Source organism: Candidatus Pantoea deserta, from assembly GCF_003813865.1.
Lineage (GTDB): Bacteria > Pseudomonadota > Gammaproteobacteria > Enterobacterales > Enterobacteriaceae > Pantoea > Pantoea deserta.
On sequence record NZ_RMVG01000007.1, the window covers coordinates 48615 to 73816 of the forward strand.

Annotated in this window: 26 protein-coding genes; 14 read left to right on the forward strand and 12 right to left on the reverse strand. The window is 56.6% G+C overall.

Annotation, left to right across the window (positions count from 1 at the left end; all coding sequences use genetic code 11):
• Window positions 1–66 precede the first annotated feature (66 nt).
• The 4 genes from BBB56_RS11005 to BBB56_RS11020 form a co-directional block, all read right to left on the reverse strand.
• Entirely contained in the window at window positions 67–1200 is a 1134-nt protein-coding gene (locus tag BBB56_RS11005; protein WP_123801005.1) for a glycosyltransferase family 4 protein, read from the reverse strand.
• Window positions 1193–2269: a putative lipopolysaccharide heptosyltransferase III gene (gene rfaQ / locus BBB56_RS11010; protein WP_123801006.1), complete on the reverse strand. Its 1077-nt coding sequence runs from the start codon at window positions 2267–2269 to the stop codon at window positions 1193–1195. The genes BBB56_RS11005 and rfaQ overlap by 8 nt, the downstream gene beginning before the upstream one ends.
• A gap of 72 nt (window positions 2270–2341) precedes the next feature.
• Window positions 2342–3337, reverse strand: coding sequence for a glycosyltransferase (locus BBB56_RS11015; protein ID WP_123801007.1), 996 nt, complete (start codon window positions 3335–3337; stop codon window positions 2342–2344).
• 197 nt (window positions 3338–3534) lie between these two features.
• Complete coding sequence (locus tag BBB56_RS11020; protein WP_123801008.1) at window positions 3535–4500, reverse strand: polysaccharide deacetylase family protein; 966 nt, start codon at window positions 4498–4500, stop codon at window positions 3535–3537.
• 183 nt (window positions 4501–4683) lie between these two features.
• Here BBB56_RS11020 and BBB56_RS11025 point away from each other — a divergent pair, with 183 nt between their 5' ends.
• Entirely contained in the window at window positions 4684–5811 is a 1128-nt protein-coding gene (locus tag BBB56_RS11025) for a glycosyltransferase (RefSeq protein ID WP_233593024.1), read from the forward strand.
• Window positions 5812–5886: 75 nt separating this feature from the next.
• On the opposite strand, the gene tdh is transcribed toward BBB56_RS11025, so the two are convergent.
• Both tdh and BBB56_RS11035 read right to left on the reverse strand, forming a co-directional pair.
• Window positions 5887–6927, reverse strand: coding sequence for an L-threonine 3-dehydrogenase (tdh, locus tag BBB56_RS11030; protein ID WP_123801009.1), 1041 nt, complete (start codon window positions 6925–6927; stop codon window positions 5887–5889).
• 10 nt (window positions 6928–6937) lie between these two features.
• Window positions 6938–8134 carry a glycine C-acetyltransferase gene (locus BBB56_RS11035; protein WP_123801145.1) on the reverse strand — a complete coding sequence of 399 codons (1197 nt, stop codon included), beginning with the start codon at window positions 8132–8134 and terminating at the stop codon, window positions 6938–6940.
• A gap of 231 nt (window positions 8135–8365) precedes the next feature.
• On the opposite strand from BBB56_RS11035, the gene rfaD reads away from it, so the two are divergent.
• Genes rfaD through BBB56_RS11060 form a run of 5 tightly spaced genes read left to right on the forward strand, consistent with a single transcriptional unit; the run spans window position 8366 to window position 13433 of the window.
• Window positions 8366–9298: an ADP-glyceromanno-heptose 6-epimerase gene (rfaD, locus tag BBB56_RS11040; protein ID WP_123801010.1), complete on the forward strand. Its 933-nt coding sequence runs from the start codon at window positions 8366–8368 to the stop codon at window positions 9296–9298.
• A 16-nt stretch (window positions 9299–9314) separates the two neighbouring features.
• The gene (gene rfaF / locus BBB56_RS11045) at window positions 9315–10373 is read left to right on the forward strand and encodes an ADP-heptose--LPS heptosyltransferase RfaF (RefSeq protein WP_123801011.1); all 1059 of its coding nucleotides are present in this window, start codon (window positions 9315–9317) and stop codon (window positions 10371–10373) included.
• Complete coding sequence (gene rfaC / locus BBB56_RS11050) at window positions 10361–11323, forward strand: lipopolysaccharide heptosyltransferase RfaC (protein WP_123801012.1); 963 nt, start codon at window positions 10361–10363, stop codon at window positions 11321–11323. The genes rfaF and rfaC overlap by 13 nt, the downstream gene beginning before the upstream one ends.
• Window positions 11324–12220 (forward strand): WaaZ-like lipopolysaccharide core biosynthesis protein, encoded by an 897-nt coding sequence (locus BBB56_RS11055; RefSeq protein WP_123801013.1) that lies wholly within the window; start codon window positions 11324–11326, stop codon window positions 12218–12220.
• The gene (locus tag BBB56_RS11060) at window positions 12210–13433 is read left to right on the forward strand and encodes an O-antigen ligase family protein (protein WP_123801014.1); all 1224 of its coding nucleotides are present in this window, start codon (window positions 12210–12212) and stop codon (window positions 13431–13433) included. The genes BBB56_RS11055 and BBB56_RS11060 overlap by 11 nt, the downstream gene beginning before the upstream one ends.
• Here BBB56_RS11060 and BBB56_RS11065 read toward each other — a convergent pair.
• The 3 genes from BBB56_RS11065 to envC form a co-directional block, all read right to left on the reverse strand.
• Window positions 13384–14460, reverse strand: coding sequence for a glycosyltransferase family 9 protein (locus BBB56_RS11065; RefSeq protein WP_123801015.1), 1077 nt, complete (start codon window positions 14458–14460; stop codon window positions 13384–13386). The two genes, BBB56_RS11060 and BBB56_RS11065, sit on opposite strands and share 50 nt — an antisense overlap.
• A gap of 108 nt (window positions 14461–14568) precedes the next feature.
• The gene (locus BBB56_RS11070; protein ID WP_123801016.1) at window positions 14569–15465 is read right to left on the reverse strand and encodes a divergent polysaccharide deacetylase family protein; all 897 of its coding nucleotides are present in this window, start codon (window positions 15463–15465) and stop codon (window positions 14569–14571) included.
• Between the two features lie 3 nt (window positions 15466–15468).
• Window positions 15469–16770 carry a murein hydrolase activator EnvC gene (gene envC / locus BBB56_RS11075; RefSeq protein WP_123801017.1) on the reverse strand — a complete coding sequence of 434 codons (1302 nt, stop codon included), beginning with the start codon at window positions 16768–16770 and terminating at the stop codon, window positions 15469–15471.
• A gap of 254 nt (window positions 16771–17024) precedes the next feature.
• On the opposite strand from envC, the gene BBB56_RS11080 reads away from it, so the two are divergent.
• The 5 genes from BBB56_RS11080 (at window position 17025) to cysE (ending at window position 20141) form a co-directional block, all read left to right on the forward strand.
• Window positions 17025–17456, forward strand: coding sequence for a rhodanese-like domain-containing protein (locus BBB56_RS11080; RefSeq protein WP_123801018.1), 432 nt, complete (start codon window positions 17025–17027; stop codon window positions 17454–17456).
• A gap of 20 nt (window positions 17457–17476) precedes the next feature.
• Complete coding sequence (gene grxC / locus BBB56_RS11085; protein ID WP_123801019.1) at window positions 17477–17731, forward strand: glutaredoxin 3; 255 nt, start codon at window positions 17477–17479, stop codon at window positions 17729–17731.
• Between the two features lie 37 nt (window positions 17732–17768).
• Window positions 17769–18236 (forward strand): protein-export chaperone SecB, encoded by a 468-nt coding sequence (gene secB, locus BBB56_RS11090; protein ID WP_123801020.1) that lies wholly within the window; start codon window positions 17769–17771, stop codon window positions 18234–18236.
• Window positions 18236–19252 (forward strand): NAD(P)H-dependent glycerol-3-phosphate dehydrogenase, encoded by a 1017-nt coding sequence (gene gpsA, locus BBB56_RS11095; protein WP_199756230.1) that lies wholly within the window; start codon window positions 18236–18238, stop codon window positions 19250–19252. Before secB ends, gpsA begins: the two co-directional genes overlap by 1 nt.
• 67 nt (window positions 19253–19319) lie before the next feature.
• On the forward strand, window positions 19320–20141 hold the full coding sequence (gene cysE, locus BBB56_RS11100; protein ID WP_123801022.1) for a serine O-acetyltransferase: 822 nt from the start codon (window positions 19320–19322) through the stop codon (window positions 20139–20141).
• On the opposite strand, the gene trmL is transcribed toward cysE, so the two are convergent.
• From trmL to cpxR, 3 genes are read right to left on the reverse strand one after another with little or no spacing between them, the layout of a single operon-like run.
• Entirely contained in the window at window positions 20138–20608 is a 471-nt protein-coding gene (gene trmL / locus BBB56_RS11105) for a tRNA (uridine(34)/cytosine(34)/5-carboxymethylaminomethyluridine(34)-2'-O)-methyltransferase TrmL (RefSeq protein ID WP_123801023.1), read from the reverse strand. The two genes, cysE and trmL, sit on opposite strands and share 4 nt — an antisense overlap.
• Before the next feature lie 35 nt (window positions 20609–20643).
• Window positions 20644–22023: an envelope stress sensor histidine kinase CpxA gene (cpxA, locus tag BBB56_RS11110; RefSeq protein ID WP_123801024.1), complete on the reverse strand. Its 1380-nt coding sequence runs from the start codon at window positions 22021–22023 to the stop codon at window positions 20644–20646.
• The gene (gene cpxR, locus BBB56_RS11115) at window positions 22020–22718 is read right to left on the reverse strand and encodes an envelope stress response regulator transcription factor CpxR (RefSeq protein ID WP_123801025.1); all 699 of its coding nucleotides are present in this window, start codon (window positions 22716–22718) and stop codon (window positions 22020–22022) included. Before cpxR ends, cpxA begins: the two co-directional genes overlap by 4 nt.
• A gap of 149 nt (window positions 22719–22867) precedes the next feature.
• Here cpxR and cpxP point away from each other — a divergent pair, with 149 nt between their 5' ends.
• The 3 genes from cpxP (at window position 22868) to fieF (ending at window position 25178) form a co-directional block, all read left to right on the forward strand.
• On the forward strand, window positions 22868–23377 hold the full coding sequence (gene cpxP, locus BBB56_RS11120; RefSeq protein ID WP_123801026.1) for a cell-envelope stress modulator CpxP: 510 nt from the start codon (window positions 22868–22870) through the stop codon (window positions 23375–23377).
• A 510-nt stretch (window positions 23378–23887) separates the two neighbouring features.
• Window positions 23888–24067 carry a con-10 family general stress protein gene (locus BBB56_RS11125; protein WP_123801027.1) on the forward strand — a complete coding sequence of 60 codons (180 nt, stop codon included), beginning with the start codon at window positions 23888–23890 and terminating at the stop codon, window positions 24065–24067.
• 208 nt (window positions 24068–24275) lie between these two features.
• On the forward strand, window positions 24276–25178 hold the full coding sequence (fieF, locus tag BBB56_RS11130) for a CDF family cation-efflux transporter FieF (RefSeq protein WP_123801028.1): 903 nt from the start codon (window positions 24276–24278) through the stop codon (window positions 25176–25178).
• The last annotated feature ends 24 nt before the right edge of the window (window positions 25179–25202 follow it).

A 25202-nucleotide genomic window follows, 5' to 3' on the forward strand; every position in this document is an offset into this window, starting at 1 on the left:
TGGCAGAAAAAATTTCACATAAATCAATCTATGTTACCAGAAAGCCCAGACGCGCTCATCACTTTGTCAGCGTCGCGCCAGCACCTGCTGGTAAAGCGATGTCAGAGAGTGCGCCAGCCGCTGCGGTCCATAAGGTTCGATTCTGCGCCTTGCGGCTTCGCCTAAACGTGAATCCGTTGAAAGCGAGGGGATCGCCATAATAGCCTGGTTTAGCGCGTTGATATCTAACGCATCGCAAACGAAGCCTTCCTGACCCGCGCTGATAAATTCCGCGCCGCCGCAGCCGGTGCTGGTGATTACCGGCAGGCCGCAGGCCATCGCCTCCAGAACGACATTCGGAAAGGGATCGTAAAGCGTCGGCAGCAGTAGCCCGTCGGCGGCGTGGTAAAAGGGCTGCACATCCTGCTGGACGCCGACAAACCGCAGGCGATCCAGACAGTTCAGCTGATTCGCCAGCTGTTGATAGCGTGACAGCTGTTTGTCCTGGCCCACGACGATCAGGTAGCGGTCGCTGCGCGCCAGCGCCTCAATCGCCGCTTTCAGGCCTTTACGCTCAAAGCCGGAGCCGACATAGATCAGCACCGTGGCCGCGTCCGGCAGCTGTAGCTGCTGACGCGTCGCCTGGCGGCTCGCCTCGCTGGCGGGTTGAAAACGCTGCGCATCGATGGCGTTATGAATAACGTGAATTTTGTCCGCGCTGAGCGAAAAACAGCGCAAAATATCGCGCTTCACCATCTCGGAATTGCAGATTACGGCTTTCAGCGAGGAGGCGTTGAACATCTCCGCTTCCGCCCGCAGCACATAGCGGTGGTAGGGGCTGATCGCGGCGCTCAGGCGCTGCCACGGCGAAACGATGCGCGCGCGCTGTTCCAGCCAGACGCGATGCACGCCGTCACCGGCGCGAAAAATGTCGCAGCCGGCAATGCGCTCATGGCTCTGAACAATGTCGAAGCGCTCTTTTTCCCAGCAGGCGCGCGCCGCGCGGGCGAAGCCGCGTTCGCGCGAGATTCGGCCCAGTTTAGGCGGATTACAGATATGCAGACGCCAGTCGGGATTCGGCGTGCCCTGCCAGCTGCGCGTAATGATATTGAGATCCAGCTGCTCGCTGCCGAGCGCTTCCAGCGCGCGCGAGATAAAACGCTCCGCGCCGCCGTCGGGACGGTATTTTTGCCGGACAATCGCCAGGCGTAATTTAGTCATGTAAGAAATTCCTTGCGGCCTTGACCACATCGTCGATCGGAATGGCGCTCAAATAACGCTGGCGGGTATTGGTATCAATGGCGTCAGGATCGGGCAACGGACCGTAGTCGCCTGCCCAAATCACCTGGTTATGGTCGCCCCAGGGGCGCCAGAACTGAAGCTTGGTGGGACCGAACAGCGCGACACAGGGGGTATCAAGCGCGGCGGCCATATGCATCGGCGCAGAGTCGACACCGATAAACAGCCGGGCGCGGGCGATCAGCGCGGCCAGCTGCGGCAGCGTGAGCTGGCCCGCCAGCGATACCCGATGCGGCGTCGTACACAGCGCTTCGATACGTGCAATCATCTCCATCTCGTGCTTGTCGGGCGCGGCGGTAAGCACTACTTTGCGGCCCGCCTGCGCCAGCCGATCGATAGTCGCGGCGACTTTCTCCTCTTCCCAGCACTTGAAGTTCCAGCGCGACGTGGGCTGAACCACGATGAAATCGGCGTCAACGCCCCGTTCCGCCAGCAGTGCATCGACTTTCTGCGCGTCACTGGCGCTGAAGTGCATAGAGGCGCGCGCGCCCTGCGCCGGGATGCCGAGCGGCGTAAGAGCGGTCATATTCTGCTCAACCGTATGCAGCTGCTGGTGATTCGTGGTCGGCACCAGGCTGGTGTGGCACAGCCGCCAGAAAAAGTTGTCGCGCTTATTGAAAGCGAAGCCGATGCGCAGCGGCGCGCCGCTCAACAGGGTAATCAGCGCGCTGCGCCACTGGTCGGCAAGATTGATAACAATATCGTAGCGGCTGGCGCGAACGGCGGCGATCAGGTCGCGTTCATGCAGGAATTTGCGCCAGCTGCCTTCCTGCTTCCATTTGCGGTCGATAATGTGCAGCTGGCGGATAGCCGGATGCGCCTCCAGCATCGGCCGCGTCTCTTTGTAGAGCAGCACATCAATGTTGGCCTGCGGATAGCGCTGGCGCAGCGCGTTAATCACCGGCGTCGTCAGCAGCATATCGCCATGATGGCGAAGCTTGATTAGCAAAATATTGTGTGGGGTAACGTCTGCGTGAGTCGGGTTTGCCATACACAAATGCCTGTAATTTTCAGTGAGGCGATTGTAGGGCAAACCCTTCAGGGGTGAAACCTGCGGCGGCGGTTATTTGTCGCGCCAGCGCCAGAGCCGGCTCAGCCACAGCAGCAGCTGATACCACTGTTTGATGCCGCGCGCGTTGCGCAGCATACGCAGATGCGTTTTGCTGGCGAAGATGTCATGGATAATCGCCTGCTTCGCGGCGGGATCGGGTTCGCGGCGCACGCAGTGGCAGACGCTGAGCGCTTCATGGGTAATCTGCGCGTGAAAGGTCGGATAAATTTTTACGCTCTGTTTATAGCGTGCGTTTATCTCTTCCAGCATCCGGGCGATTTTTAAGTAGTGGCGCTGATACTCGACGTTGCGCTGTCCGGTGCGTTTGCGGTTGCTGATGGAGGCATCGTGCAGGTAGTAGCGGTAAAAGATCTGTTCGGTATAGCGGACGCGCTGCGCGTTGAGCATAAATTCCGTGGTCCAGGGAATATCCTGATGATGCAGCCCCGGTTCGAACCACAGCTGCTTCTGCTCGATCAGCGAGCGGCGATAGATGCCCAGCCAGACCACGTGCAGATAGCGTCGCGTTTTCAGCGCGGTATGAAGCCATTCGGCCCCGTTCAGCACCGGGGTGCTGCGCAGCCGATCCAGCGGGATCAGGGGCCGGGTGCGCTGATCGCGTTGAAAAAACCATTCGGCGTTGCACTGCGCGGCGTCCAGATTATCCTGCTCCGCCATCTCGACCAGCGTTTTATACATGTCTGGCTGCATGGTGTCGTCAGCGTCAGGAAAGGTAACGTATTTACCGCGAGCGACACGCAGTCCGGCATTGCGCGCGCGCGACACCCCGCCATTTTCCTGATGAATCACCTGGATATGAGGATATTGCGCCGCCCAGGCGTCGGCGCGGGAGCCAGAACCGTCGGTGGAGCCGTCGTCGACGATAATGATTTCCAGCGAGGTCAGCGTCTGCGCCAGCAGCGACCGCATAAACACGTCAAACATCTCGCCCGCGTTGTACATGGGAGAGATGATGCTGAGCAGCGGTGAAGTTGAAGATAAATGCATAAGCTCTGTTTTTTTCGTTAGTGCTTTAGAGAGTCTGACGACATTTTTTATCGTCAGCCATAGTCAGAACAAGGAGGTGTGCAACGTCCGGCTGATTATGGCGACTGATACGCTTTTTTAGATGCATTTCATGCGGTTAATAAAAAAAGGCAATCTTTTCTTCATCGCGGGCCAGTCGGGCGCTGGCCGATGCGCTCTTACCGGCCTTTCTGCGTGAAGCTGGCATGATATTCCGTAAGCGTGCGTCCCTTGAAACGCGGGCCGACCCAGCTGAAGAGGACCTCAAGATCCTCATAGAGACGTTCAATATCCTGCTCATTTTTAAACGTCGGGCTGCCGTCCGGCATAAATTCTGACGAGTGCAGCATAAACTCGACATAATCCTGTCCCTCCGCCAGCGACTGTTCGATAACGCGCTTCATGTTTGCCACATTGCCGCCGGATGGACGCAACCAGTAAACCGCCGGGCTGCGCTGTTTGCCGCGTAGCTTATAGATGCCCTGCTTGAAGGCGCTCATTAGCGGAGAATATTTATACTGAATGCTCATCGGCACTTCCAGCAGCGGCGAATCGCCCGCGCGAGAAATATCGCCGGGATCGATAAAATAGGCGTGGCGGGGAAAATGAGTGTAGTCCGTGCCGCCGTTGCCCTGCGGAGCGCCACGGTTAAAGCGCCAGTTAACGCGCGGGGTGACGGAGCAGTCGACCAGATAACCCAGTTCCGTCAGCACCGCCGCGTAGCGTTCGTCAAAAGCCCAGCGGCCCGCGCGATGGCTGCGCATTTTAGTCTGGAAGGTCTCTTCCAGCAGCTGCGTCATAAAGATGACTTTAGCGCGCAGCACGTCGTCAGGGTACTCAATCAGATAGGGTTGCCAGCGCCAGTCGTCATCGGTCAAGGGCGCTTCCGGCGGGCTGTTCCAGGCGTGCAAATGCATACCGACTTCGCCCTGGTTGCGCGCAATGACATCGCGGGCAAATTCAACGTAAGCCGGATCGATCGCCATTTCGTAGTTAGTGAGCCAGGTCGGCTTCAGGCCAAAGCGTTCACACAGCGACTGAAAGCGCGGCAGAAAAGCCGTATTGCGCGTCGTAATGGCGCGATGATTGCGCCAGAGGTTATCGCCTTCAGTATCGATAGTAATAAGGAATGATGGCTGTGTCATAGTGTCTTCCTGAACGCCCAGCAAAGGCGCAATAGTACGCCTGGCCGACAGCTGGCGCAAAGCAAAGTGTTACGTTGCTGTTGCGCTGGCGTCACATGATTTACTGCGGGTCAGCGCTTTCGTACTATAGCCGGGCTTAAGGCGTCCAGATGGCGGACTTTTCTCAGTCAATAAGGAAATATTTTGTCGAAACGCATCCTGATGGTGATCGATGGTCTGCCCGGCGGCGGCGCGGAAAAAGTGGTGATAACGCTGGTAGCGGGGCTGCTGGCGGCCGGACACCGCGTTTCGCTTTTTTCGCTGCGCAAGGTGTGTGAGTACGCGCTGCCTGCGAGCGTGGATTATCAGGTTATCGAGGATCGCTGCCGTCATCCCTTGCGTAAGCTCACCGAGCTGCAGCGACGGGCGCGTCAGCTGGATAAGGCAGTCCTGGCGGCCGTAGGCAGCGGCGGCGAGTTTGATCTGGTCGTCTCCCATCTGCACAAGACCGATCGTATTGTCAGACGCTGCGCCACGCTGAAGGCGGATAACACCTGGTTCTGTCTGCACGGCGTCTTTTCCGCCTCCTACCTGGGACACCGCAGCGGCTTGTCGCGCTGGCTTAAGGCGCGCAAGATCCAGCGAGTCTATCAGCAGCGCAACGTTATCGGCGTCTCCGCCTATGTGCTGGCGGATTTAAAAAAGGCGTTTGCCGTCAGCCCGCGTCGGGAAGCGGTAATCGCTAACCCGTTCGACATTGCGGCCATTAAGTCGCTGGCGCAGGCGCCGCTTACGCCGCCGGCCGGCGACTATATACTGCACGTGGGCCGCTTTCATGAAACCAAACGCCATGACCGGCTGCTTCAGGCCTATGCGCTTACCGGTCTGGCTATACCGCTGGTGCTGCTGGGTAAGGGAAGCGCGGAAAAAACCGCAGCGCTGCGTGCGCAGGCGCAGGCGCTGGGTATTGAGCAGCGCGTAATTTTTCAGGGCTTTTCTGACAATCCCTATGCCTGGATGGCGCGCGCCAGCCTGCTGGTAGTCAGTTCCGACAGTGAAGGCTTTGGCAATGTGCTGATCGAGTCGATGCTGTGCGGCACGCCAGTGGTCAGCACGCGCTGTCCAGGCGGCCCGGTCTCCCTGCTTCAGGGCGAGCTGGCGCGCGGGCTGGCCGATCTGAATCCCGTTTCCCTGGCGAATGCGATGCTGGAGATCTACCGGCAGCCGCCTGACCTGACGCAAATCGACTTCTCGGCGTTTGATACCCAGGCGGTGTGCGAGCAGTATCTGGCGCTGACAGCGACAGATTTTGCAGACGGCAGCGCAGTCTGAGAAGCGGACGGCAGGGGCAGGCGAAGCCATCTCTGCCGTGGCGCTGATAGCCCGCGCAGCCGTTTATTGCCGTCGTTATGCCGGCTTTTCGTCCCAGCTCAGCACCACTTTCCCTGAAAGTCCGGAACGCATCTGGTCGAAGCCCTGCTGAAAATCGTCGATATGATAGCGGTGCGTAATAATCGGTGTGAGATCGAGTCCTGACTGAATAAGCGCGGCCATCTTGTACCAGGTTTCAAACATTTCGCGTCCATAGATGCCTTTGATAAACAGGCCTTTGAAAATCACCTGATTCCAGTCAATCGCCATTTCGCCCGGCGGAATACCCAGCAGCGCAATTCGACCGCCGTGATTCATCACCTCCAGCAGCGTGCGGAACGCCGGCGGCGCGCCGGACATCTCCAGCCCCACATCGAAACCCTCTGTCATGCCCAGCTCGTTCATGACGCCGCGCAGATCTTGCTGCGACACGTTTACCGCACGGGTCACACCCATCGAACGCGCCAGTTCAAGGCGATAATCGTTGATGTCGGTGATGACGACGTTGCGCGCGCCGGCGTGCTTACAGACCGCGGCGGCCATAATGCCGATCGGGCCTGCGCCGGAAATCAGCACATCTTCGCCCACCAGGTCGAACGACAGCGCGGTGTGCACCGCGTTGCCGAAGGGATCAAAAATGGCGGCAAGCTCGTCGGAAATATTATCGGGAATGCGGAAGGCGTTAAACGCCGGGATCACCAGATATTCGGCAAAGCAGCCCTGGCGATTAACGCCGACGCCAAGGGCGTTGCGGCATAAATGAGTGCGTCCGGCGCGGCAGTTACGGCAGTGGCCGCAGGTGATATGCCCCTCGCCAGAGACGCGATCGCCGATAGTAAAGCCGCGCACCTCCTGACCGATCGCCACCACTTCGCCTACGTATTCATGTCCGGTAATCATCGGCACCGGAATCGTCTTGCGCGACCAGTCATCCCAGTTGTAGATATGGATATCGGTGCCGCAGATAGCGGTTTTGCGGATTTTAATCAGTAAATCATTGTGGCCTGGCTCCGGGATCGGCGCGTCGGTCACCATCCAGATGCCTTCCCTGGCGTGAAGTTTGGCTAAGGCTTTCATTCGGGACTCCTCAGGTAATGACGCCAAGCTGTTGGCCGATGCGGGTAAAGGCGGCGACCGCGCGTTCCAGCTGCTGTAGGGTATGCGCCGCCGAAATCTGCGTGCGGATGCGCGCCTGACCGCGCGGTACGACGGGGTAGAAAAAGCCGGTAACGTAAATGCCTTCTTGCTGAAGCCGACGCGCAAATTCCTGCGCCACGCTGGCTTCGCCCAGCATCACGGGAATGATGGCGTGATCGGCGCCGGCCAGGGTAAATCCGGCTGCCGTCATCTTCTCGCGGAAAAAGCGTGCGTTATCCCACAGGCGCTGGCGCAGTCCATCGCCTTCGCTCAGCAGATCGAGCACGCGAAGAGAGGCGGCAACGATGGCGGGCGCCAGCGAATTGGAAAAGAGATAGGGACGGGAGCGCTGGCGTAACCACTCAATGACCTCCGCGCGCGCGGCGGTGTAACCGCCGGATGCGCCGCCCAGCGCTTTGCCCAGCGTACCGGTGATAATGTCGACACGGCCCATCACCTCGCAATATTCGTGGGTGCCGCGTCCGGAGTTGCCGACAAAACCTACCGCATGTGAGTCGTCCACCATTACCAGCGCGTCAAATTCATCGGCGAGATCGCAGATGGCGCGCAGATTAGCGATCACGCCGTCCATGGAAAAGACGCCATCGGTGGCGATAAGAAGATGGCGCGCGCCTTTTTCCCGCGCCTCCACCAGACAGGCGCGCAGCGCCTGCATATCGTTGTTGGCATAGCGATAGCGCTGAGCCTTGCACAACCGCACGCCGTCAATAATCGAGGCGTGGTTCAGCGCGTCGGAAATAACGGCGTCTTCCGCCTCCAGCAGCGTTTCAAACAGGCCGCCGTTAGCGTCAAAACATGAGGAGTAGAGGATGGCGTCTTCCATACCGAGAAAGGCCGCCAGCTTTTTCTCCAGCTGCTTATGCGTATCCTGCGTGCCGCAGATAAAGCGCACCGAGGCCATACCGAAGCCGTGCGAATCCATACCCTCTTTGGCGGCCTGAATCAAAGCCGGATGGTTAGCCAGACCTAAGTAGTTGTTAGCGCAGAAATTAATAAGGTGTTCGCCCTGACCGACGTCAATGTCGGCGCGCTGAGCGGAGGTAATGATACGCTCTTCCTTGAACAGGCCTTTCTGATGCGCCGTATCCAGCTGCTGGCGGATCTGCTGATAAAATTGGGCTGGCATCATTGTTCTCCTCAGGTCGCGGAAATTTGGCACATCTTACTGAACAGCAAGCGCGCTAACGATAAATCGACCAGGAGAATGTTAATTTTGCAGCATAGTTCACGTCAGAAGAGGGGACGTTGCGCCGTGTCGGAGTCATCTGGCTGCCTGGACCGTGATGTAATGTTATGATGTGAGACATTAGCGCGTGAAACCATCCGTTTCACCCCCACAACTTTTAAGGTACAGCACATGATTATCGTCACCGGCGGCGCAGGAATGATTGGTAGTAATATCGTCAAGGCGCTTAACGATCGCGGCATTAGCGATATTCTGGTCGTGGACAACCTGAAAGACGGCACGAAGTTCGTCAATCTGGCCGATCTCAACATCAGCGACTACATGGATAAAGAGGAGTTTCTCACCTATATCGCAGCGGGCGAGGATTTTGGCCCAATTGAGGCGGTATTCCATGAAGGCGCCTGTTCCGCCACCACTGAGTGGGATGGCAAGTACATGATGGATAACAACTATCAGTACTCCAAAGATCTGCTGCACTACTGCCTGGAACGTGAGATCCCCTTTCTCTACGCCTCTTCTGCGGCGACCTACGGCGGCCGCAACGACAACTTTATCGAGAAACGCGAATATGAGCAGCCGCTGAACGTTTATGGCTACTCTAAGATGCTGTTCGACCACTATGTGCGTCAGATCCTGCCGGAAGCGGAGTCGCCGGTATGCGGTTTCCGCTACTTCAACGTGTATGGCCCGCGTGAAGGACATAAAGGCAGCATGGCAAGCGTCGCGTTCCATCTCAACACGCAAATCGCTGCGGGTGAAAACCCGAAACTGTTTGAGGGCAGCGACGGCTTTAAGCGCGACTTCATCCATGTCGATGACGTGGTCGCGGTGAATCTGTGGTGTTGGGAAAATAACATTTCCGGCATCTATAATTGCGGCACCGGCCGGGCGGAATCTTTCCAGGAAGTGGCCGATGCGGTACTGAAATTCCATCAGAAAGGGCAGATCGAATACATCCCCTTCCCGGACAAACTAAAAGGTCGCTACCAGGCTTATACCCAGGCCGATCTTACCAACCTGCGCGCGGCGGGTTATGACAAACCCTTTAAAACCGTGGCGCAGGGCGTGGCTGAATATATGGCCTGGCTGAACCGCAGCGCATAAGGAACGCGTACCAGCGATGAAAATTCTGGTCATTGGCCCGTCGTGGGTCGGCGATATGATGATGTCGCAAAGTCTCTATCGCACCCTCAAGGCGCAGCATCCCGATGCGGTAATCGACGTGATGGCGCCCGCGTGGTGTCGTCCGCTGCTGTCGCGCATGCCGGAAGTTAACCTGGCGCTGGCGATGCCGCTGGGGCACGGCGCGCTGGCGCTCGGCGAGCGCCGCCGCATCGGTCGCGCCTTGCGCGCCAGCGGCTACGATCGCGCCTATGTCCTGCCAAATTCGTTCAAATCTGCGCTGGTGCCTTTCTTCGCCGGCATTAAGCGTCGCGTCGGCTGGCGTGGCGAAATGCGCTACGGCTTGCTTAACGACGTGCGGGTGCTGGATAAAGCCGCGTTTCCGTTGATGGTGGAGCGTTATATCGCGCTGGCGTACGACGCGCCGGTCGCGTCGGCGCAACAGCTGCCTCAGCCGCTGCTCTGGCCGCAGCTTCAGGTTGAAGAGCAGGAGATGATCGAGACCGCCGCTCAGTTTCAGCTGGCGGCGGAACGGCCGCTGATCGGTTTTTGTCCCGGCGCGGAATTTGGTCCGGCGAAACGCTGGCCCCATTACCACTATGCCGCGCTGGCGCAGCAGCTGATCGCGGAAGGCAAACAGGTGGTGCTGTTCGGCTCGGCGAAGGATCGAGCCTGTGGCGACGAGATTATCGCGGCGCTCCCCGCTGAGGCGCGCCCATATTGCCGCAATCTGGCCGGCGAAACCCAGCTTGAGCAGGCCGTGATCCTGATTGCGCGCTGCGATGCCGTGGTCAGCAATGATTCCGGTCTGATGCATATCGCCGCCGCGCTGAATCGTCCGCTGGTGGCGCTGTACGGGCCGAGCAGTCCCGACTTTACGCCGCCGCTGTCAAAACAGGTGCGCATTATTCGGCTGATTACCGGCTATCATAAGGTCCGTAAAGGCGATGCCGAGCAGGGCTATCACCAGAGCCTGATCGACATCCAGCCGCAGCGCGTTCACCAGGCGCTGAGCGAACTGCTGGCGCATCCGCAGGAGACGTCATGCACGTCCTGATCGTCAAAACGTCCTCAATGGGCGATGTGCTTCACACGCTTCCCGCTTTAACAGACGCCATGCAGGCGATCCCCGGCATCCGCTTTGACTGGGTAGTGGAAGAGAATTTTGCCCAGATCCCTGGCTGGCATCCGGCGGTGGATAAGGTCTTGCCTGTCGCGATCCGCCGCTGGCGCAAACACTGGTTCGGCAGTCAGCAGCGCGAAGAGCGCGTGCGCTTCAAACGCGATCTCCAGTCGCGCCAGTATGATGTGGTCATTGACGCGCAGGGGTTGATCAAAAGCGCCGCGCTGGTGACCCGACTGGCAAGAGGGGTAAAGCACGGCCAGGATAGCCGCAGCGCCCGTGAGCCATTTGCCAGCTGGTGGTACGATCAACGCCATGAGATCGATAAAAAGCAGCATGCGGTAGAGCGCACGCGTGAGCTGTTCGCAAAGAGTCTCGGCTATGAAAAACCGCAAACCCAGGGCGACTACGCTATCGCCGCGCACTTTCTACAGGCTGTGTCGCAGGATACGCGTCCTTATTTGGTGTTTCTGCATGCCACCACGCGCGACAACAAGCACTGGCCGGAAAGTCACTGGCGCGAGCTGATCGGCCTGCTCCAGCCCTCGGGGCTGCGTATCAAGCTGCCCTGGGGCGCGGAACATGAACACCAGCGCGCGCAGCGGCTGGCGGAAGGGTTTGACTCTGTCGAGGTGCTGCCAAAGCTGACGCTGGAAGCGGTGGCTCGCGAGCTGGCGGGCGCCAGAGCGATCGTCTCGGTGGATACCGGTTTGAGCCATCTGACGGCGGCGCTGGATCGGCCAAATATCACCCTGTATGGGCCAACCGATCCGGGACTGATTGGCGGTTATGGCCAGAATCAGCAGGCGATAAAAGCGAGCAGCGGCAGTATGGATTCAATCAGCGCTGAAGATGTTCTGGTTAAGCTCAGGGAATTACTCTGAATGGGCTCGCTCTGGAAGCAGATTTACCGTTACACCCATCCACGCAGCTACCGACACAGCGAAAACCTTTGGCCGCACGTCAGGATAACCCGCGCGCCGGAAGGGCATATCCGTTCGCTGGTCTGGAAAGGTAAGCCGATCGCTATCGAAGATCTGTCAGCGCTACGCGGCACCCATCGCGAGCCTCTGGCTATTGTGGCTACCGGACCCTCGGTGAAAACGCTGGATAAGCAAAAGCTGTCGCAGTTTACCTCGCTTGGCGTTAACGGCGCTTACCATCTGCGCGATCGCATTAAATTCGACTACTACGTGATTGTGGATCGTGATTTCGTCGCGGACCGGCAGGAAATCGTGCGGCAGATCGTACAGGACCGCGATCTGTTGCTGTTTATTACCGTTCAGTGTCTGCATGATATTTTCTGCGCGCTGGGCAGCGACGCCGTGAAATGTCGTCTCGCTATTGTCGAAGATATAAGACACAAGGTTTTTCAGCCGCTGGTGAAGCCCGCTGACTACGCCAGGAAAAGCCAGCAGCTTTCCGGACTCGTAGTCGATGCTGAAAACAGCGAAATCGGTTATTGCCGGGATATTCGCCAGGGCGTGGTCGATGCGGGCACCGTCGCCTACTGGGCACTACAAATCGCGCATTATTTAGGCGCGCCGACTATCCTGATCGCCGGGGTAGATATGAACAACTTTTCTTCGCCGCGTTTTTATGAAAATGCGGCGGACGTCATGCCGAGTCTGCTGGAAACCTGTTTCTTGTCACTGATTAAACCGTCATTTTCACATGCCAGTCGAATAATGAAAGAGGAAAATATTGTGGTTTATAACTTGTCGCCGGACAGCGCGCTGGAAAGTCATATTTTTAAAAAGGTATCGCTGAATGATCTCTGAGTCCAGACGTATGCTGATGGTAAAAATCGCCTCCTTTTCCTTTATGGTCTTTCTATTCCTGATGCCCATGTTTCCCTCTCAGGGAAAAGTAAGCAACTTTTTTTATCTGTCATTAATTCTGATGGCGATCGTTTTTTTAGCTGACCGGCAGCGGTTTAAGGTATTTATACAGGATCTAAAGCTGCCGCTGCTCGCGGTCAGCCTGTTCCTGCTCTATTTTAGCCTGAGTACCTTATGGAGCGATGGCGAGGGGAAGCTCTCCTCTGCGCTGAAGCATGGCATCTATATTCTGTTTTTTTTACTGATGATTAACCACCTGATTAAAAATTATGGTGTGTTAACCTGCCACTCGCTGATATTTGCTTCCACTTTTACCTTACTTATATTGACGTTTATTTTTGTCGATAAAAGCACCTTGCTGACCGGGCGGCTTGAGCATGGCTTCTTTAGCGCGCCCAGCAACGTCATCGATCTGGGCGGTTATTTTGCCATCGGCCTTATCAGCGCCATGATCATCGCGCGCGAAAGCGGTAAACACTGGGCGTATCTGCCCGCTTCGCTGCTGTTTATTGGCCTGTTGCTGACGCAAAGTCGCGGCCCGCTGCTGGCGCTAATCGTCTCTTCTTTTCTGCTGTTTGCTCAATATAAGCATATTCATCTGCGGCATATTCTCTCTATCGCCGCCTGCGTCGTGGTTATCGGCCTGTTTTTCTACTGCACGGGCTATGGCGGCGAATACTCTCAGCGGTTAATCGACGCCTATCAGCAGAGCTATGTGCGCTTTGGCATCTGGCATTATGCTGTAGAGGTTGCGGAACAAAAAATCTGGTTTGGCTGGGGTTTTGATAAAACGCTCTCCTTTACCAACAGCCTGGGCGCGGTGGTGACAACCACGCACAGCGTCTATTTAGGTACGCTGCTTAAGGGCGGCATTGTGGGTCTGGTATTGCTGGCGGGCATTATCGTCGCGGGACTGCGCTGCGCCTGGCGGCGCTTCCACGAAGCGATGACGCTGGAGGCGATGCTGTATCTCTTTTCGCTAATGTTTTTTATTACCCAGGGCATGTTCGTTATTGGCTCGCCCAGCGAATCCTGGATGCTGTTCTGGTTGCCGCTGGGCATCGCGATGGCTGGTCGTCGCGTCAGCCAGCAGCGGCAAAGCGTCAGGGATGCAACAGCGGCTGGATCTGCGCGAAAACAGATTCAGCGCTAATCTTACGCAGCGGCACTTTTTTATCGTCCCCGACCTGCGGCTCAATGCGCAGGGTTTTGTGCAGATGCGGATCCTGATAAGGGCCGGTGTGACGCGGGTTAGCGCCGACGTACAGGCTAAGCGTCGGCGTTTGCGCCGTAATGGCGAGATGTAACGGGCCGGTGTCGCCTGTAACCAGCAGGCTAAAGGTGCCGAGCTGCTGGATTAGTTCCGTCAGGCTGGTTTTACCGATAAGCGAGGTTACGCGGCTATGCAGCGCTTCCGGCAAACGCCGGATAAAATCCTGTTCCAGCCCCGCATCCTGACGCGCGCCGGTTAAGACAATCTCTGCCTGAGGATCGTCGGCCAGAATTAACGTCGCCAGCTGCGCGAAATGCTCTACGGGCCAACAGCGATCGGGTTTGGACGCGCCCATCTGAAAGCCGATACGGCGTCTGTCGCTGGGTTTTGGCGGCATGGCAATGTCTATCGGGAAAGCCATGCTGATGTCCGTCGTGTCGCAGCCTACATACGCCAGCGTATTTAACTTTCGCTGAATAATATGGGTATCTTGCGGCAGCGAGTAGTAATCCAGCCAGCGATTAAAGGCAGTGGTTTCCTGCACATAATTATCGCGAACAATATAGGTTGAGCCGGAAAGCTTTGCGCACAGAACGTCATAATAGATGTTCGCATGCAGGATAAAGGTAATTTCAGGTTTAAACGCCCAGAGCTTTTTTAGCAGTCTGTGCATGTTTTTAATTTTATTATCCCAGACCTCAACCTGATCGAACCACGGGCTTCCCTTCACCAGCGCGCTGTTCTTTTGACTGGTCACAAATAAGATTTTTGCCTGTGGGTAGCGTTTTTTTATCGCTTTAATCGCCGGCGTATTAAATAGCAGATCGCCGAGCGCCGTCGTGGAATAAATGGCGATACGCGTAAACTCAAGATCGCGGCTCAGCGCGGCTTTGTTTCTGTGTCCGTTAAACAGCGAGTAGAGCGCGATAACGGCGTTGATAAAAAATATCTTCTTTTTTGTCTTCATCGGGATGAAATACGTTCGTTTTCACAAAAACAGTAAGAGAGAAACGTTGCGCATCTATCATAAGGGATGCGCAACGGATAACAAGCTATGCGAGATTTCAGGTCCGTTCTAAAACAGATCTCTGACGGTGTCGGCAAACACGCCGGAAGTCACGCTCTCCCACACCACCCCAAGCGCCTTCGTCGCCGGAACCGGCTGCGACTGCACCTTACACACGCCTGGCGGCGTAAAGCCTGGTCTGGATGGACGCGGCTGCGGTTTTACCGGCGCCGCGCCGCCGTGCAGCGCCTCATTCAGCAGCTGACCTGGACTCACCAGCGTAATATCTGCGGGCAGCGTTGGCAGCATCTGCTGTAGCACACGCACCGTATTCGGATGCGGGTGACCGATGGCGATAGCATAGCCATCGCGCTGCGCCAGCTTCACGGCGCGCGCGAACTGCTGACGCACGGCGTTGATGTCCTGACTGTCGTCCAGAAATACGCGACGTTTTAGCACCTTCACGCGCGTGCCCTGCGCGGCGGGCACCGACTGGCTGTTGCCAATGGTCATGCTGTCGAGAAAATAGAAATTATACTGATTAAGCGCCTGCATCACTTTCTGCATGCCGGGCAGGCTGGACGTCATTTTGCTGCCCATATGGTTATTGAGTCCCACGGCATAAGGCACATTGTTGACCGCGCTGCGCAGGATGCGCGCAATCTCCTCGCTGCTCATCTCTGGCGTCAGGGTATCCTTCTCCAGCGGCTGCTTGCTGAGCGGCGCCATCGGCAAATGGATCAGCACTTCATGCCCGGCCTGATGCGCTCTGGTCGCCATCTGGCGCGCAGCAGGGGCATTAGGCAATACCGCGACAGAGATCGCGGCAGGCATTTGCAACACTTTGTTCTCTTCGGAAGGGCGGTAGCCAAAATCATCAATAACAATGGCGAGCTTGCCCGCATGGGCGGCGCAGCTTAACAGTAGCCCGCCGATAACAGCGGTGAGATGGCGACGTTGCAACAAAACTTATCTTCCTAACCACGGGAGTGGATTGACGGCCTGTCCCTGACGTCGGATTTCAAAATAGAGCGATGGCGTTCCGCGTCCGCCGCTGGTGCCCACCAGGGCGACAGGCTGTCCCGCCTTCACCTGAGCACCTACGCTCACTAGCGCACTCTGGTTATAGCCGTAGAGGCTCATATCTCCTTTGCCGTGCTCCAGCACGACCACCAGCCCGTACCCCTGGAGCCAGTCCGCCATCAGCACGCGCCCGTCGGCGATGGCTTTCACTTCCGATCCTTCCGGCGCATCGATGACCAGTCCTTTCCAGCGCAGTTCGCCCTGCAACTGCTCGCCGAAGCGGTGTTCGATACGACCGCGTACCGGCCAGAATGCCTGGCCGCCTGGGCGACCGAGACCGCCGGTGCGCGCCACCAGCTCGCGTTCGCTCTGCGTAGGCTGATAGGTTGAGCCTTTGGCTTTCGCCTGCGCCTGACGCTGACGCACTTTTTCCGCTTCGCGCGCCTCGCGCGCCGCTCGCTCGCGCGCTTCGCGTTCAGCCCTGGCGATTTTGTCCTGTAAACGGCTTTCGTTCTGGCGCATCTCCACCAGATCGGCCTGATCTTTTTCCAGCGCATTCTCCAGCGCGTCCAGCGTTTTCTTACGCGCTGCGCTCGCCTGTTGCAGTTTTTCCTGCTGGCTTTGCTGCTGGGCTAACAGATTTTTTTGCTGCTGCTGTTTCTGCTCAAGCGAGGCTTTTTGCTCGCCCAGCGTCTGACGTGTTTTCTGTAGGGCGTCAATGCTCTGCTGACGGGCGTCGTTGAGATAACCGAAATAGGCGAGAATACGTTCGCTGCGCTGGCTCTCTTCGCCGCCGAGGAGAAGCTGCACGCCGTTATGCTTTCCCTGACGGAAGGCGGCATCCAGCTGCTGTGACAGCAACTGTTCCTGCTGCGCCTGCTGTTTCTCCAGGCGCGCGATCGAGGCGGTCAGCTGACTGATGTCATTATTGAGCGCGTTCAGGCCGTTGCGGGTTTCACGCAGCTGACGGCTGGCCTGGGCAATGACCTTTTCCTGGCTTTGCAGCTGGTCGAGCAGTTTACTGCGCTGAAGCTTCTGCGCTTTTACGCTTTTCTCTTTTTCGGCGATATTTTGCTGAATAGATTTCAACTGGGATTTGCTGTCGTCGGCGCTGTGCGCGGCGACCGGCAATAACAGAGCGCCCGCGCAGAGCAGGCTGAAAGAGAGCGTGGACAGGCGTTCAGGCAGCGGGCGTTGTTTTCCGCTGTAACAGGTCCTTGTGGCTAAAACAGTCGCTTTTCCCTTCATAGGCCAGTGATTATTCCACGATGAACAGCCGCTTACCAGCGCAACGCCGCGGGATTTCCTTTTCCAAAGATGTCGGTATTTACCTTAAACCCGAATAAGCGTTGCGCCATTTTTGCGATACGGCAATTTTTTTTGGAAAATGACGCACAAATCGTAACTCTGATTGCTTAGCGTCTGTACATGAGAAGTGGCGCAGGTATACTCAGAACCCTTATTTTTAGCTTAATTAGCCCGGTCTGGAGTCTTTACCCCTCATGCAAGAAATTATGCAGTTTGCAAGCAATCACACCATCCTCAGTCTGGCATGGGTCGTTTTATTGGTTCTGGTGATTGTAACCACCTTTAAAGGGATGTTTTCTAAGGTGAAAACGATCAGCCGCGGTGAAGCAACCCGCCTGATCAACAAAGAAGAGGCGGTAGTGGTGGACGTGCGGTCGCGTGACGATTACCGCAGAGGACATATTTCGGGCGCGCTGAACGTAGCGGCGGCGGACATTAAAAAAGGCAGCTTCGGCGAGCTGGAAAAGCATAAAGCTCAGCCCATAATTGTGGTGTGCGCGACCGGCCAGAGCGCGAGCGAACCGGCTGAAAAACTGAGCGCCGCCGGCTTTAGCCGTGTGACCGTACTGAAAGACGGCATCAGCGGCTGGAGCGGAGAAAACCTTCCGCTGGTACGCGGAAAATAACATTCACTGAGGTACGTAATATGGCCAATGTTGAGATTTACACCAAAGCGACCTGTCCTTTCTGCCACCGGGCGAAGGCGCTGTTGAGTCAAAAGGGTGTGACATTTCAGGAGATCCCTATCGACGGGAATGCCGCGAAACGTGAAGAGATGATCAAGCGCAGCGGCCGCACCACCGTGCCTCAAATTTTCATTGATGCGCAGCATATCGGCGGCTGCGACGACCTTTATGCGCTGGATGGCCGTGAAGGATTAGATCCGTTACTACAGGCGTAAACGGCGCAGGACTTTTCAACTCACAGGACTTAGTCAGATGTCAGAACATAACACCAACGAAATGCAATTCCAGATTCAACGCGTTTACACCAAAGACGTTTCTTTCGAAGCGCCGAACGCACCGCAGGTTTTCCAGAAAGAGTGGGAACCGGAAGTGAAGCTGGATCTGGATACGGCGTCATCACAGCTGGCTGACGAAGTTTATGAAGTGGTCCTGCGCGTGACCGTGACCGCCAGCGTTGGCGAAGAGACCGCTTTCCTGTGTGAAGTGCAGCAGGCGGGTATCTTCACCATCAGCGGCATTGAAGGCACGCAAATGGCGCACTGCCTCGGCGCTTACTGCCCGAACATCCTGTTCCCGTATGCGCGTGAATGCATCACCAGTCTGGTGTCTCGTGGCACCTTCCCGCAGCTTAACCTGGCTCCGGTAAACTTTGACGCGCTGTTCATGAACTATCTGCAACAGCAGCAAGGTGAAGGTGCCGAACCACATCAGGATGCCTGATGAGTACTCACGCTTCGATTAGCGTCATCGGTGCCGGCTCTTACGGCACCGCTCTGGCCATCACCTTAGCCCGCAACGGCAATCCTGTGCTGCTGTGGGGACATAATCCCGCGCATCTCGCGCAGTTACAAGCGGACCGCTGCAATAGCGCCTTTCTTCCGGACGTCCCTTTTCCCGACAATCTTGAGCTTGAGCCTGACTTAGCCAGCGCCATTGCGGCCAGCCGCGATCTGCTGGTGGTGGTGCCAAGCCACGTCTTTGGCGAGGTGCTGAGCCAGATTAAGCCTCACCTGCGTCCGGAGTCGCGCATCGTCTGGGCGACCAAAGGGCTGGAGAGAGAGACGGGACGGCTGTTGCAGGACGTCGCGCGCGAGATTCTGGGCGAGGATATTCCACTCGCAGTCATTTCCGGGCCAACCTTCGCCAAAGAGCTGGCGGCAGGCCTGCCGACGGCGATTGCGCTGGCGGCAACCGATGCAGTTTTCGCCGATGACCTGCAACAAAAGCTGCACTGCGGCAAAAGCTTTCGCGTCTACAACAATCCCGACTTTACAGGCGTGCAGCTTGGCGGCGCCGTCAAAAACGTTATCGCCATCGGCGCGGGCATTTCCGACGGCATCGGCTTCGGCGCCAATGCGCGCACGGCGCTGATTACGCGCGGCCTGGCCGAAATGAGCCGTCTTGGCGCAGCGCTGGGCGCCGATCCGACTACCTTTATGGGCATGGCAGGCTTAGGCGATTTAGTGCTGACCTGTACCGATAACCAGTCGCGCAACCGTCGCTTTGGCCTGATGCTGGGCCAGGGCGAAGAGGTGGATAATGCGCAGCGCATTATCGGACAAGTTGTAGAAGGCTACAGAAACACTAAAGAAGTCAAAGCGTTGGCTGAGCGCGTCGGCGTAGAAATGCCGATTACCGAGCAAATCTATCAGGTGCTCTATTGCGGAAAACCGGCGCGAGAGGCAGCATTGAGCCTGTTAGGCCGTACAAGGAAGGACGAAAACAGCACAAGCTGATGCGGGATGCACAGCGTCATCACCTGTAGCGCCATTCAGGCGCTTTTTTTATCGGGAGAAAACAGCAATGTCGTCTGATGAGTTGGAACTGGTCTGGAACAATATTAAAGCGGAAGCGCGCGCGCTGGCTGACTGTGAGCCGATGCTGGCCAGTTTTTATCATGCGACCTTGTTGAAGCACGAAAATCTCGGCAGCGCGCTGAGCTACATGCTGGCGAACAAACTCTCCAACCCCATTATGCCCGCTATCGCGATTCGCGAAATCGTGGAGGAAGCCTATCGCCAGGATCCGTCGATGATAGCCTCAGCCGCACATGACATTCAGGCCGTGCGTCAGCGCGACCCGGCGGTAGACAAGTATTCGACGCCGCTGCTCTACCTGAAAGGCTTCCATGCGCTACAGGCCTATCGCATCGGCCACTGGCTGTGGAACGAGGGGCGTCGCGCGCTGGCGGTTTATCTGCAGAATGAAATCTCCGTGTCGTTCGCCGTCGACATCCATCCAGCGGCGCGCATTGGACACGGTATTATGCTTGACCACGCAACCGGTATCGTTATCGGCGAAACGGCGGTAGTGGAAAATGACGTGTCGATTCTGCAATCGGTTACGCTGGGCGGTACCGGCAAAACCAGCGGCGACCGTCATCCAAAAATCCGCGAAGGCGTGATGATTGGCGCGGGCGCGAAGATCCTCGGCAATATCGAAGTGGGACGCGGCGCGAAAATCGGCGCAGGCTCGGTGGTATTGCAGCCAGTGCCGCCGCACACCACCGCCGCAGGCGTACCGGCGCGCATTGTAGGTAAACCGGCCAGCGACAAACCCTCAATGGATATGGATCAGCACTTCAACGGGACCATACCGGGCTTTGAGTTCGGCGACGGTATTTAGCTGAGGCGCGCGCCCGCATAATCCAGCTGTCGCCAGGCTTCATACACCACCACTGACACCGCATTCGACAGATTCATGCTGCGGCTTTCCGCCCGCATCGGAATGCGGATCTTTTGCTCTGCGGGCAGGGCATTCAGAATTTCGGCCGGCAGTCCGCGGCTTTCCGGTCCAAACAGCAGGTAGTCGCCTTCCTGATAACTCACCGCGCTGTGCGCTGGCGTGCCTTTCGTGGTCAGCGCAAACAGCCGCTGCGGCTGCTCAGCGTGCAGAAACGCCGCGTAGCTGGCATGCTTCTGAATCGCCGTAAACTCGTGGTAGTCGAGACCGGCGCGACGTAAACGCTTGTCGTCCCAGGCAAAGCCGAGCGGTTCGATCAAATGCAGACGAAAGCCGGTGTTAGCGCAGAGGCGAATAATGTTGCCGGTATTAGGTGGGATTTCTGGTTCAAATAAGACGATGTTAAGCATAAGGCCCCCGATAACAGGGGCCGGAGCATAACAAATTATTGTCGACTGGAGGAGTAGAGCGGCAGCCAGAGCGTCAGCCGCAGACCGCCAAGCGGGCTGTCGTCGGCTTTTACCCAGCCGCGATGCTGCTGGATAGCGGTTTCCACAATTGCCAGACCTAGTCCGGTGCCGCCAGACTCCCGGTCGCGCGCTTCATCGGTCCGATAGAACGGACGGAAAATCTGCTCGCGATCTTCCGGGCTTACGCCAGGGCCATCATCGTCAACGTGCACGGTCAGCCCGCTGATATCGACCGAGAAACTCACGGTGATATGCGAATGCGAGTAGCGCAGCGCGTTACGCACAATATTTTCCAGCGCGCTCTCCAGAGCATGCGGATTGCCGTAAAGCGGCCACGGTCCGGGCGGATAGGGTACGTCGAGCTGCTTACCCATCTGTTCGGCTTCGAACTTCGCATCCTCCAGCACGCCGCTCCAGAGCTGATTCGCTTTCATCGCCTCGCTAACCAGCGCATTCTTGTGCTGGGTGCGCGACAGCACCAGCAGATCGTTGATCATGCCGTCCAGACGCTGTGCTTCCACTTCAATACGCTCCAGCTCTTTGCCTTCGCCATGGCGGCGGCGCAGCAGCGCCGTGGCCAGCTGCAACCGCGTTAGCGGCGTGCGTAGCTCATGGCTGATGTCCGACAGCAGACGCTGCTGCGAGGTCATCATTCTTTCGAGAGCGCTCACCATCTGGTTGAAGCTGGAGCCTGCCGCCAGGAACTCCTGCGGACCCGATTCCAGTTCCGGATGCTGACGCAAATTCCCGCTGGCGACTTCATCGGCCGCATGTTTAAGTTTGCGTGCCGGACGCGCCAGGCTCCAGGCCAGCCAGAGCAGCAGCGGCGAACTGATCAGCATAGTGACAATCAGCAGCAGCAGGGGGCGGTCAAACAGCAGGTTCACGAAGTCGAGCTGCGAGCTGGTCGCAGGGCGAATCAGGTAGAGCTGATAATTGTCTTCGCCGTCGCGTACGGCAAAGGGACCGACCATTTCAATGCGGCCATACTTCTTTTTCTGCGGATGGTCTGCATTATCGGACTGCCCGATAAAATTGCGGATCACCTGCATTTCGTTATGCTGCGCGCCGATTACCCGGCCTTCGCTGGTGACCAGCAGCAGGCGCTGGCCTGGGGGCGCCCATTTTTCGATAGCGCGGAACAGGCGTCGCCACCACATCAGATCGTTAGGGGGATCCTGCGACAGTTCGGCTTCAACATGCTGTTCGATCATGGTGCCCTGGCGCTGCTCACTGTCCAGCAGCGCGGTCATCTGGCGAGAATCCAGCTTGGGCACCATTAAGACCAGCATCAACACCAGCGCCAGGGTTAACCAGAAGATAGCGAAGATGCGGGTAGTCAGACTGCCAATCATGACGCCGAGACCATCAGATAGCCGCGTCCGCGTAGCGTTTTAAACCACGGATGGCCATCACGACGCTCAGGCAGTTTGCGGCGCAGGTTAGAGATATGCATATCAATGGCGCGGTCGAACGGCGTCAGCCGCTTGCCAAGCACTTCCTGGCTCAGATGCTCGCGCGAGACGACCTGACCGAGATGCTGCGCCAGCAGATAGAGCAGGGTAAACTCCGTGCCGGTCAGATCCAGCGTCTGGTTGTCAAAGCTGGCTTCCTGGCGGCCTGGATTAAGACGCAGGCAGTCTACTTCCAGCGTCGGCGAACTATTGTCATGCTGTTGCTGCTGTTCGCTCCAGTTAGAACGGCGCAGAATCGCGCGTATACGCGCCACCAGCTCGCGATCGTTAAAAGGCTTAGGCAAATAGTCATCTGCGCCCAGTTCGAGGCCCAGCACGCGATCCAGCTCGCTTCCGCGCGCTGTTAACATAATAACGGGCGTCTGATGCTGCTGTCGTAGCTCTTTTAGCGTGTCGATACCGTTCTTTTTCGGCATCATCACGTCGAGTAAAAGCAAATCGATAGAGGTATCCAGCAGGCCTAACGCCTGTTCGCCGTCGCTGGCTACCACCACTTCAAATCCTTCCATTTCTAACAGTTCTTTAAGCAGCGAAGTTAATTCGCGGTCATCGTCAACCAACAGGATTTTATTCATTTTTTATTGCCCTCCGCAGGCAAAATACCGTGTTCCTGACTTGTCAATCCAACGCTTTACGTAGTTTTACACCCCCTGACGGATGTTTGCAGCTGTCGCCGTACACTGGCTCTCGTTGAATCGTAAAACGGAACGAACTGGAGTAAACGATGCGTACAGTAACCGCCGTCGTCCTTGCCTCAGCGATGGTTCTCAATCATGCCAGCGCAGAAGAAGCAGACACGACGACGATTGACAACATGCATCACGGTGGATTGACGACAGGCAGTATGACGCAAAATCCACAAAGCCACATGTTCGATGGCATTGAATTGACGGAAGAACAGCGTCAACAGATGCGGGATCTGATGCAGCAGGCGCGATATGAACGTCCTCCCGTCAGCATCGGCGACATCGAAAGCATGCATGACCTGATTACGGCAGACAAATTTAACGAAGCGGCTATCCGCGCGCAGGCAGAAAAAATAGCGCAGGCGCAGGTAGAACAGCATGTCGAGATGGCGCGCATTCGTAACCAGATGTACCACTTGCTAACGCCGGCCCAGCAGGCCACGTTGCAAAAGAATTATGAGCGGCGTCTCAGCGAGTTACGCAAGCTCTCAAATTTGCAGCCAGCGTCATCGCTGCATGCAGTGAGTAGTACCAGCAGTAACCAGTAACATAGTATCCCTGTTTTCCTTGCCATAGACACCATCCCTGTCTTCCCCGCCATGACGGCGGGGTTTTTTTTGCCTTTTTGCGCGCTTCCGGCGGCAATGTCAACGCCTGGCGAAAACGGCGGCGCAGGGATTAACACTTCATTTAAGAAGGGTACTAACACCCTAAAATAAAAAGATAATTAACAAAATAACCGCTTATAGCGCCTCGGTTATTTACGCGAAGGCATAAGTTATGTCTGGTTAATATATCGTTAAGCGAGGCGCTTATAATATTTTAAGCGAGGCGATTAATTATTTAAATATATGATCATAAGAAAGTAAATTTTGCGGCTTGGTGTAAAATTCATTTATAATCAAAGTTTTATTATTATTTTTCTTTTTCTTGAATTATCGCTGACCGCTTCTACAATTAATCCTGTCGCAGCAAGGAAGGCGCACATCCCGGGAATATAAATGGAGTGCATTAACCACATTACGTAAATCAATCTGAATATATTAACGGAGTAAGTTATGGCAGAACATCGTGGTGGTTCAGGCAATTTCGCAGAAAACCCGCAAAAAGCCTCTGAAGCTGGTAAAAAAGGCGGACAACACAGCGGCGGTAACTTCAAGAATGACCGTGAAAAAGCCTCTGAAGCAGGCAAAAAAGGCGGTCAGAGCAGCCACGGCGGCGGCCGCAGCTCTTCCTGATTGTTGTAGAGCGAAGCTGTAATCGTGTGTTTCCCGGCCGGGAAACAGCGCCCCGTCCTCTTTGAGGGCGGGGTTTGTTTTTATTATGCGGCATCCTTCACTTCCCCCTCCCGGTTATCTCATGTTTAGGCGTAACGACGCAGCAGATGATAAACTTTCACCATTCCTTTGTGTCGGGGGCATGCCAGTCATGGCAAGGGAGTAAATTATGCAGCCCACCTATGCTCGTCTGGTCAAGCGCGCTGCGCTTACCGCGACGGTTCTGGCAACCAGCCTGTTGATCGTGAAAATTTTTGCCTGGTGGTATACCGGCTCGGTTAGCCTGCTGGCTGGACTGGTTGATTCGCTGGTCGATATTGCCGCCTCGCTGACGAATCTCCTCGTTGTTCGCTATGCGTTGCAGCCTGCGGACGCCAACCACACTTTTGGTCACGGCAAAGCAGAGTCGCTGGCCGCGCTGGCGCAAAGCATGTTTATTTCCGGATCCGCGCTGTTCCTGTTTTTAACGGGCATCCAGCATCTGGCCTCTCCCAATCACCTGCGTGCGCCGCTGGTCGGGGTGGTAGTCACGCTGATCGCGCTCTGTTCAACGTTGCTACTGGTGGCCTTTCAGCGCTGGGTTGTGCGCCATACGCAGAGTCAGGCAATTCGTGCCGATATGCTGCACTACCAGTCTGATGTGATTATGAACGGCGCTATCCTGATTGCGCTGGGACTGAGCAGCTACGGCTTTGCTCGCGCGGATGCGCTGTTCGCGCTGGGTATCGGCGCATTTATTCTGTATAGCGCCCTGCGTATGGGCTATGACGCGGTGCAGTCGCTGCTGGACCGCGCGCTGCCTGAAGAAGAGCACAATATTATTCTGACGCTTGCCCTGAACTGGCCCGGCGTGGAAGGGGTTCACGACGTGCGTACGCGCCAGTCGGGACCGACGAAATTTATACAGCTGCACCTTGAACTGGATGACAATTTACCGCTGGTGCAGGCGCATCGCGTTGCCGATCAGGTTGAGAAAGCGCTGCTTAAGCGCTTTCCCGGCTCGGATGTGATTATTCACCAGGATCCCTGCTCGGTCGTGCCGATTGAGCAGCAAAATTCTGCTGGCTTTTAACCGAATTGAATCAGTTACATCTAA

Excerpts from the sequence above, each read along its gene's own strand:
- BBB56_RS11020 (WP_123801008.1), bottom strand. The coding sequence starts at position 4,500 with ATGACACAGCCATCATTCCTTATTACTATCGATACTGAAGGCGATAAC.
- cpxP (WP_123801026.1), top strand. The coding sequence starts at position 22,868 with ATGCGTACAGTAACCGCCGTCGTCCTTGCCTCAGCGATGGTTCTCAAT.
- cysE (WP_123801022.1), top strand. The coding sequence starts at position 19,320 with ATGTCGTCTGATGAGTTGGAACTGGTCTGGAACAATATTAAAGCGGAA.
- rfaD (WP_123801010.1), top strand. The coding sequence starts at position 8,366 with ATGATTATCGTCACCGGCGGCGCAGGAATGATTGGTAGTAATATCGTC.
- secB (WP_123801020.1), top strand. The coding sequence starts at position 17,769 with ATGTCAGAACATAACACCAACGAAATGCAATTCCAGATTCAACGCGTT.
- BBB56_RS11080 (WP_123801018.1), top strand. The coding sequence starts at position 17,025 with ATGCAAGAAATTATGCAGTTTGCAAGCAATCACACCATCCTCAGTCTG.
- BBB56_RS11055 (WP_123801013.1), top strand. The coding sequence starts at position 11,324 with ATGGGCTCGCTCTGGAAGCAGATTTACCGTTACACCCATCCACGCAGC.
- BBB56_RS11125 (WP_123801027.1), top strand. The coding sequence starts at position 23,888 with ATGGCAGAACATCGTGGTGGTTCAGGCAATTTCGCAGAAAACCCGCAA.
- envC (WP_123801017.1), bottom strand. The coding sequence starts at position 16,770 with ATGAAGGGAAAAGCGACTGTTTTAGCCACAAGGACCTGTTACAGCGGA.
- rfaF (WP_123801011.1), top strand. The coding sequence starts at position 9,315 with ATGAAAATTCTGGTCATTGGCCCGTCGTGGGTCGGCGATATGATGATG.
- fieF (WP_123801028.1), top strand. The coding sequence starts at position 24,276 with ATGCAGCCCACCTATGCTCGTCTGGTCAAGCGCGCTGCGCTTACCGCG.
- BBB56_RS11060 (WP_123801014.1), top strand. The coding sequence starts at position 12,210 with ATGATCTCTGAGTCCAGACGTATGCTGATGGTAAAAATCGCCTCCTTT.
- BBB56_RS11005 (WP_123801005.1), bottom strand. The coding sequence starts at position 1,200 with ATGACTAAATTACGCCTGGCGATTGTCCGGCAAAAATACCGTCCCGAC.
- rfaC (WP_123801012.1), top strand. The coding sequence starts at position 10,361 with ATGCACGTCCTGATCGTCAAAACGTCCTCAATGGGCGATGTGCTTCAC.
- gpsA (WP_199756230.1), top strand. The coding sequence starts at position 18,236 with ATGAGTACTCACGCTTCGATTAGCGTCATCGGTGCCGGCTCTTACGGC.
- BBB56_RS11035 (WP_123801145.1), bottom strand. The coding sequence starts at position 8,134 with ATGCCAGCCCAATTTTATCAGCAGATCCGCCAGCAGCTGGATACGGCG.
- cpxA (WP_123801024.1), bottom strand. The coding sequence starts at position 22,023 with ATGATTGGCAGTCTGACTACCCGCATCTTCGCTATCTTCTGGTTAACC.
- rfaQ (WP_123801006.1), bottom strand. The coding sequence starts at position 2,269 with ATGGCAAACCCGACTCACGCAGACGTTACCCCACACAATATTTTGCTA.
- trmL (WP_123801023.1), bottom strand. The coding sequence starts at position 20,608 with ATGCTTAACATCGTCTTATTTGAACCAGAAATCCCACCTAATACCGGC.
- tdh (WP_123801009.1), bottom strand. The coding sequence starts at position 6,927 with ATGAAAGCCTTAGCCAAACTTCACGCCAGGGAAGGCATCTGGATGGTG.
- grxC (WP_123801019.1), top strand. The coding sequence starts at position 17,477 with ATGGCCAATGTTGAGATTTACACCAAAGCGACCTGTCCTTTCTGCCAC.
- BBB56_RS11015 (WP_123801007.1), bottom strand. The coding sequence starts at position 3,337 with ATGCATTTATCTTCAACTTCACCGCTGCTCAGCATCATCTCTCCCATG.
- cpxR (WP_123801025.1), bottom strand. The coding sequence starts at position 22,718 with ATGAATAAAATCCTGTTGGTTGACGATGACCGCGAATTAACTTCGCTG.
- BBB56_RS11065 (WP_123801015.1), bottom strand. The coding sequence starts at position 14,460 with ATGAAGACAAAAAAGAAGATATTTTTTATCAACGCCGTTATCGCGCTC.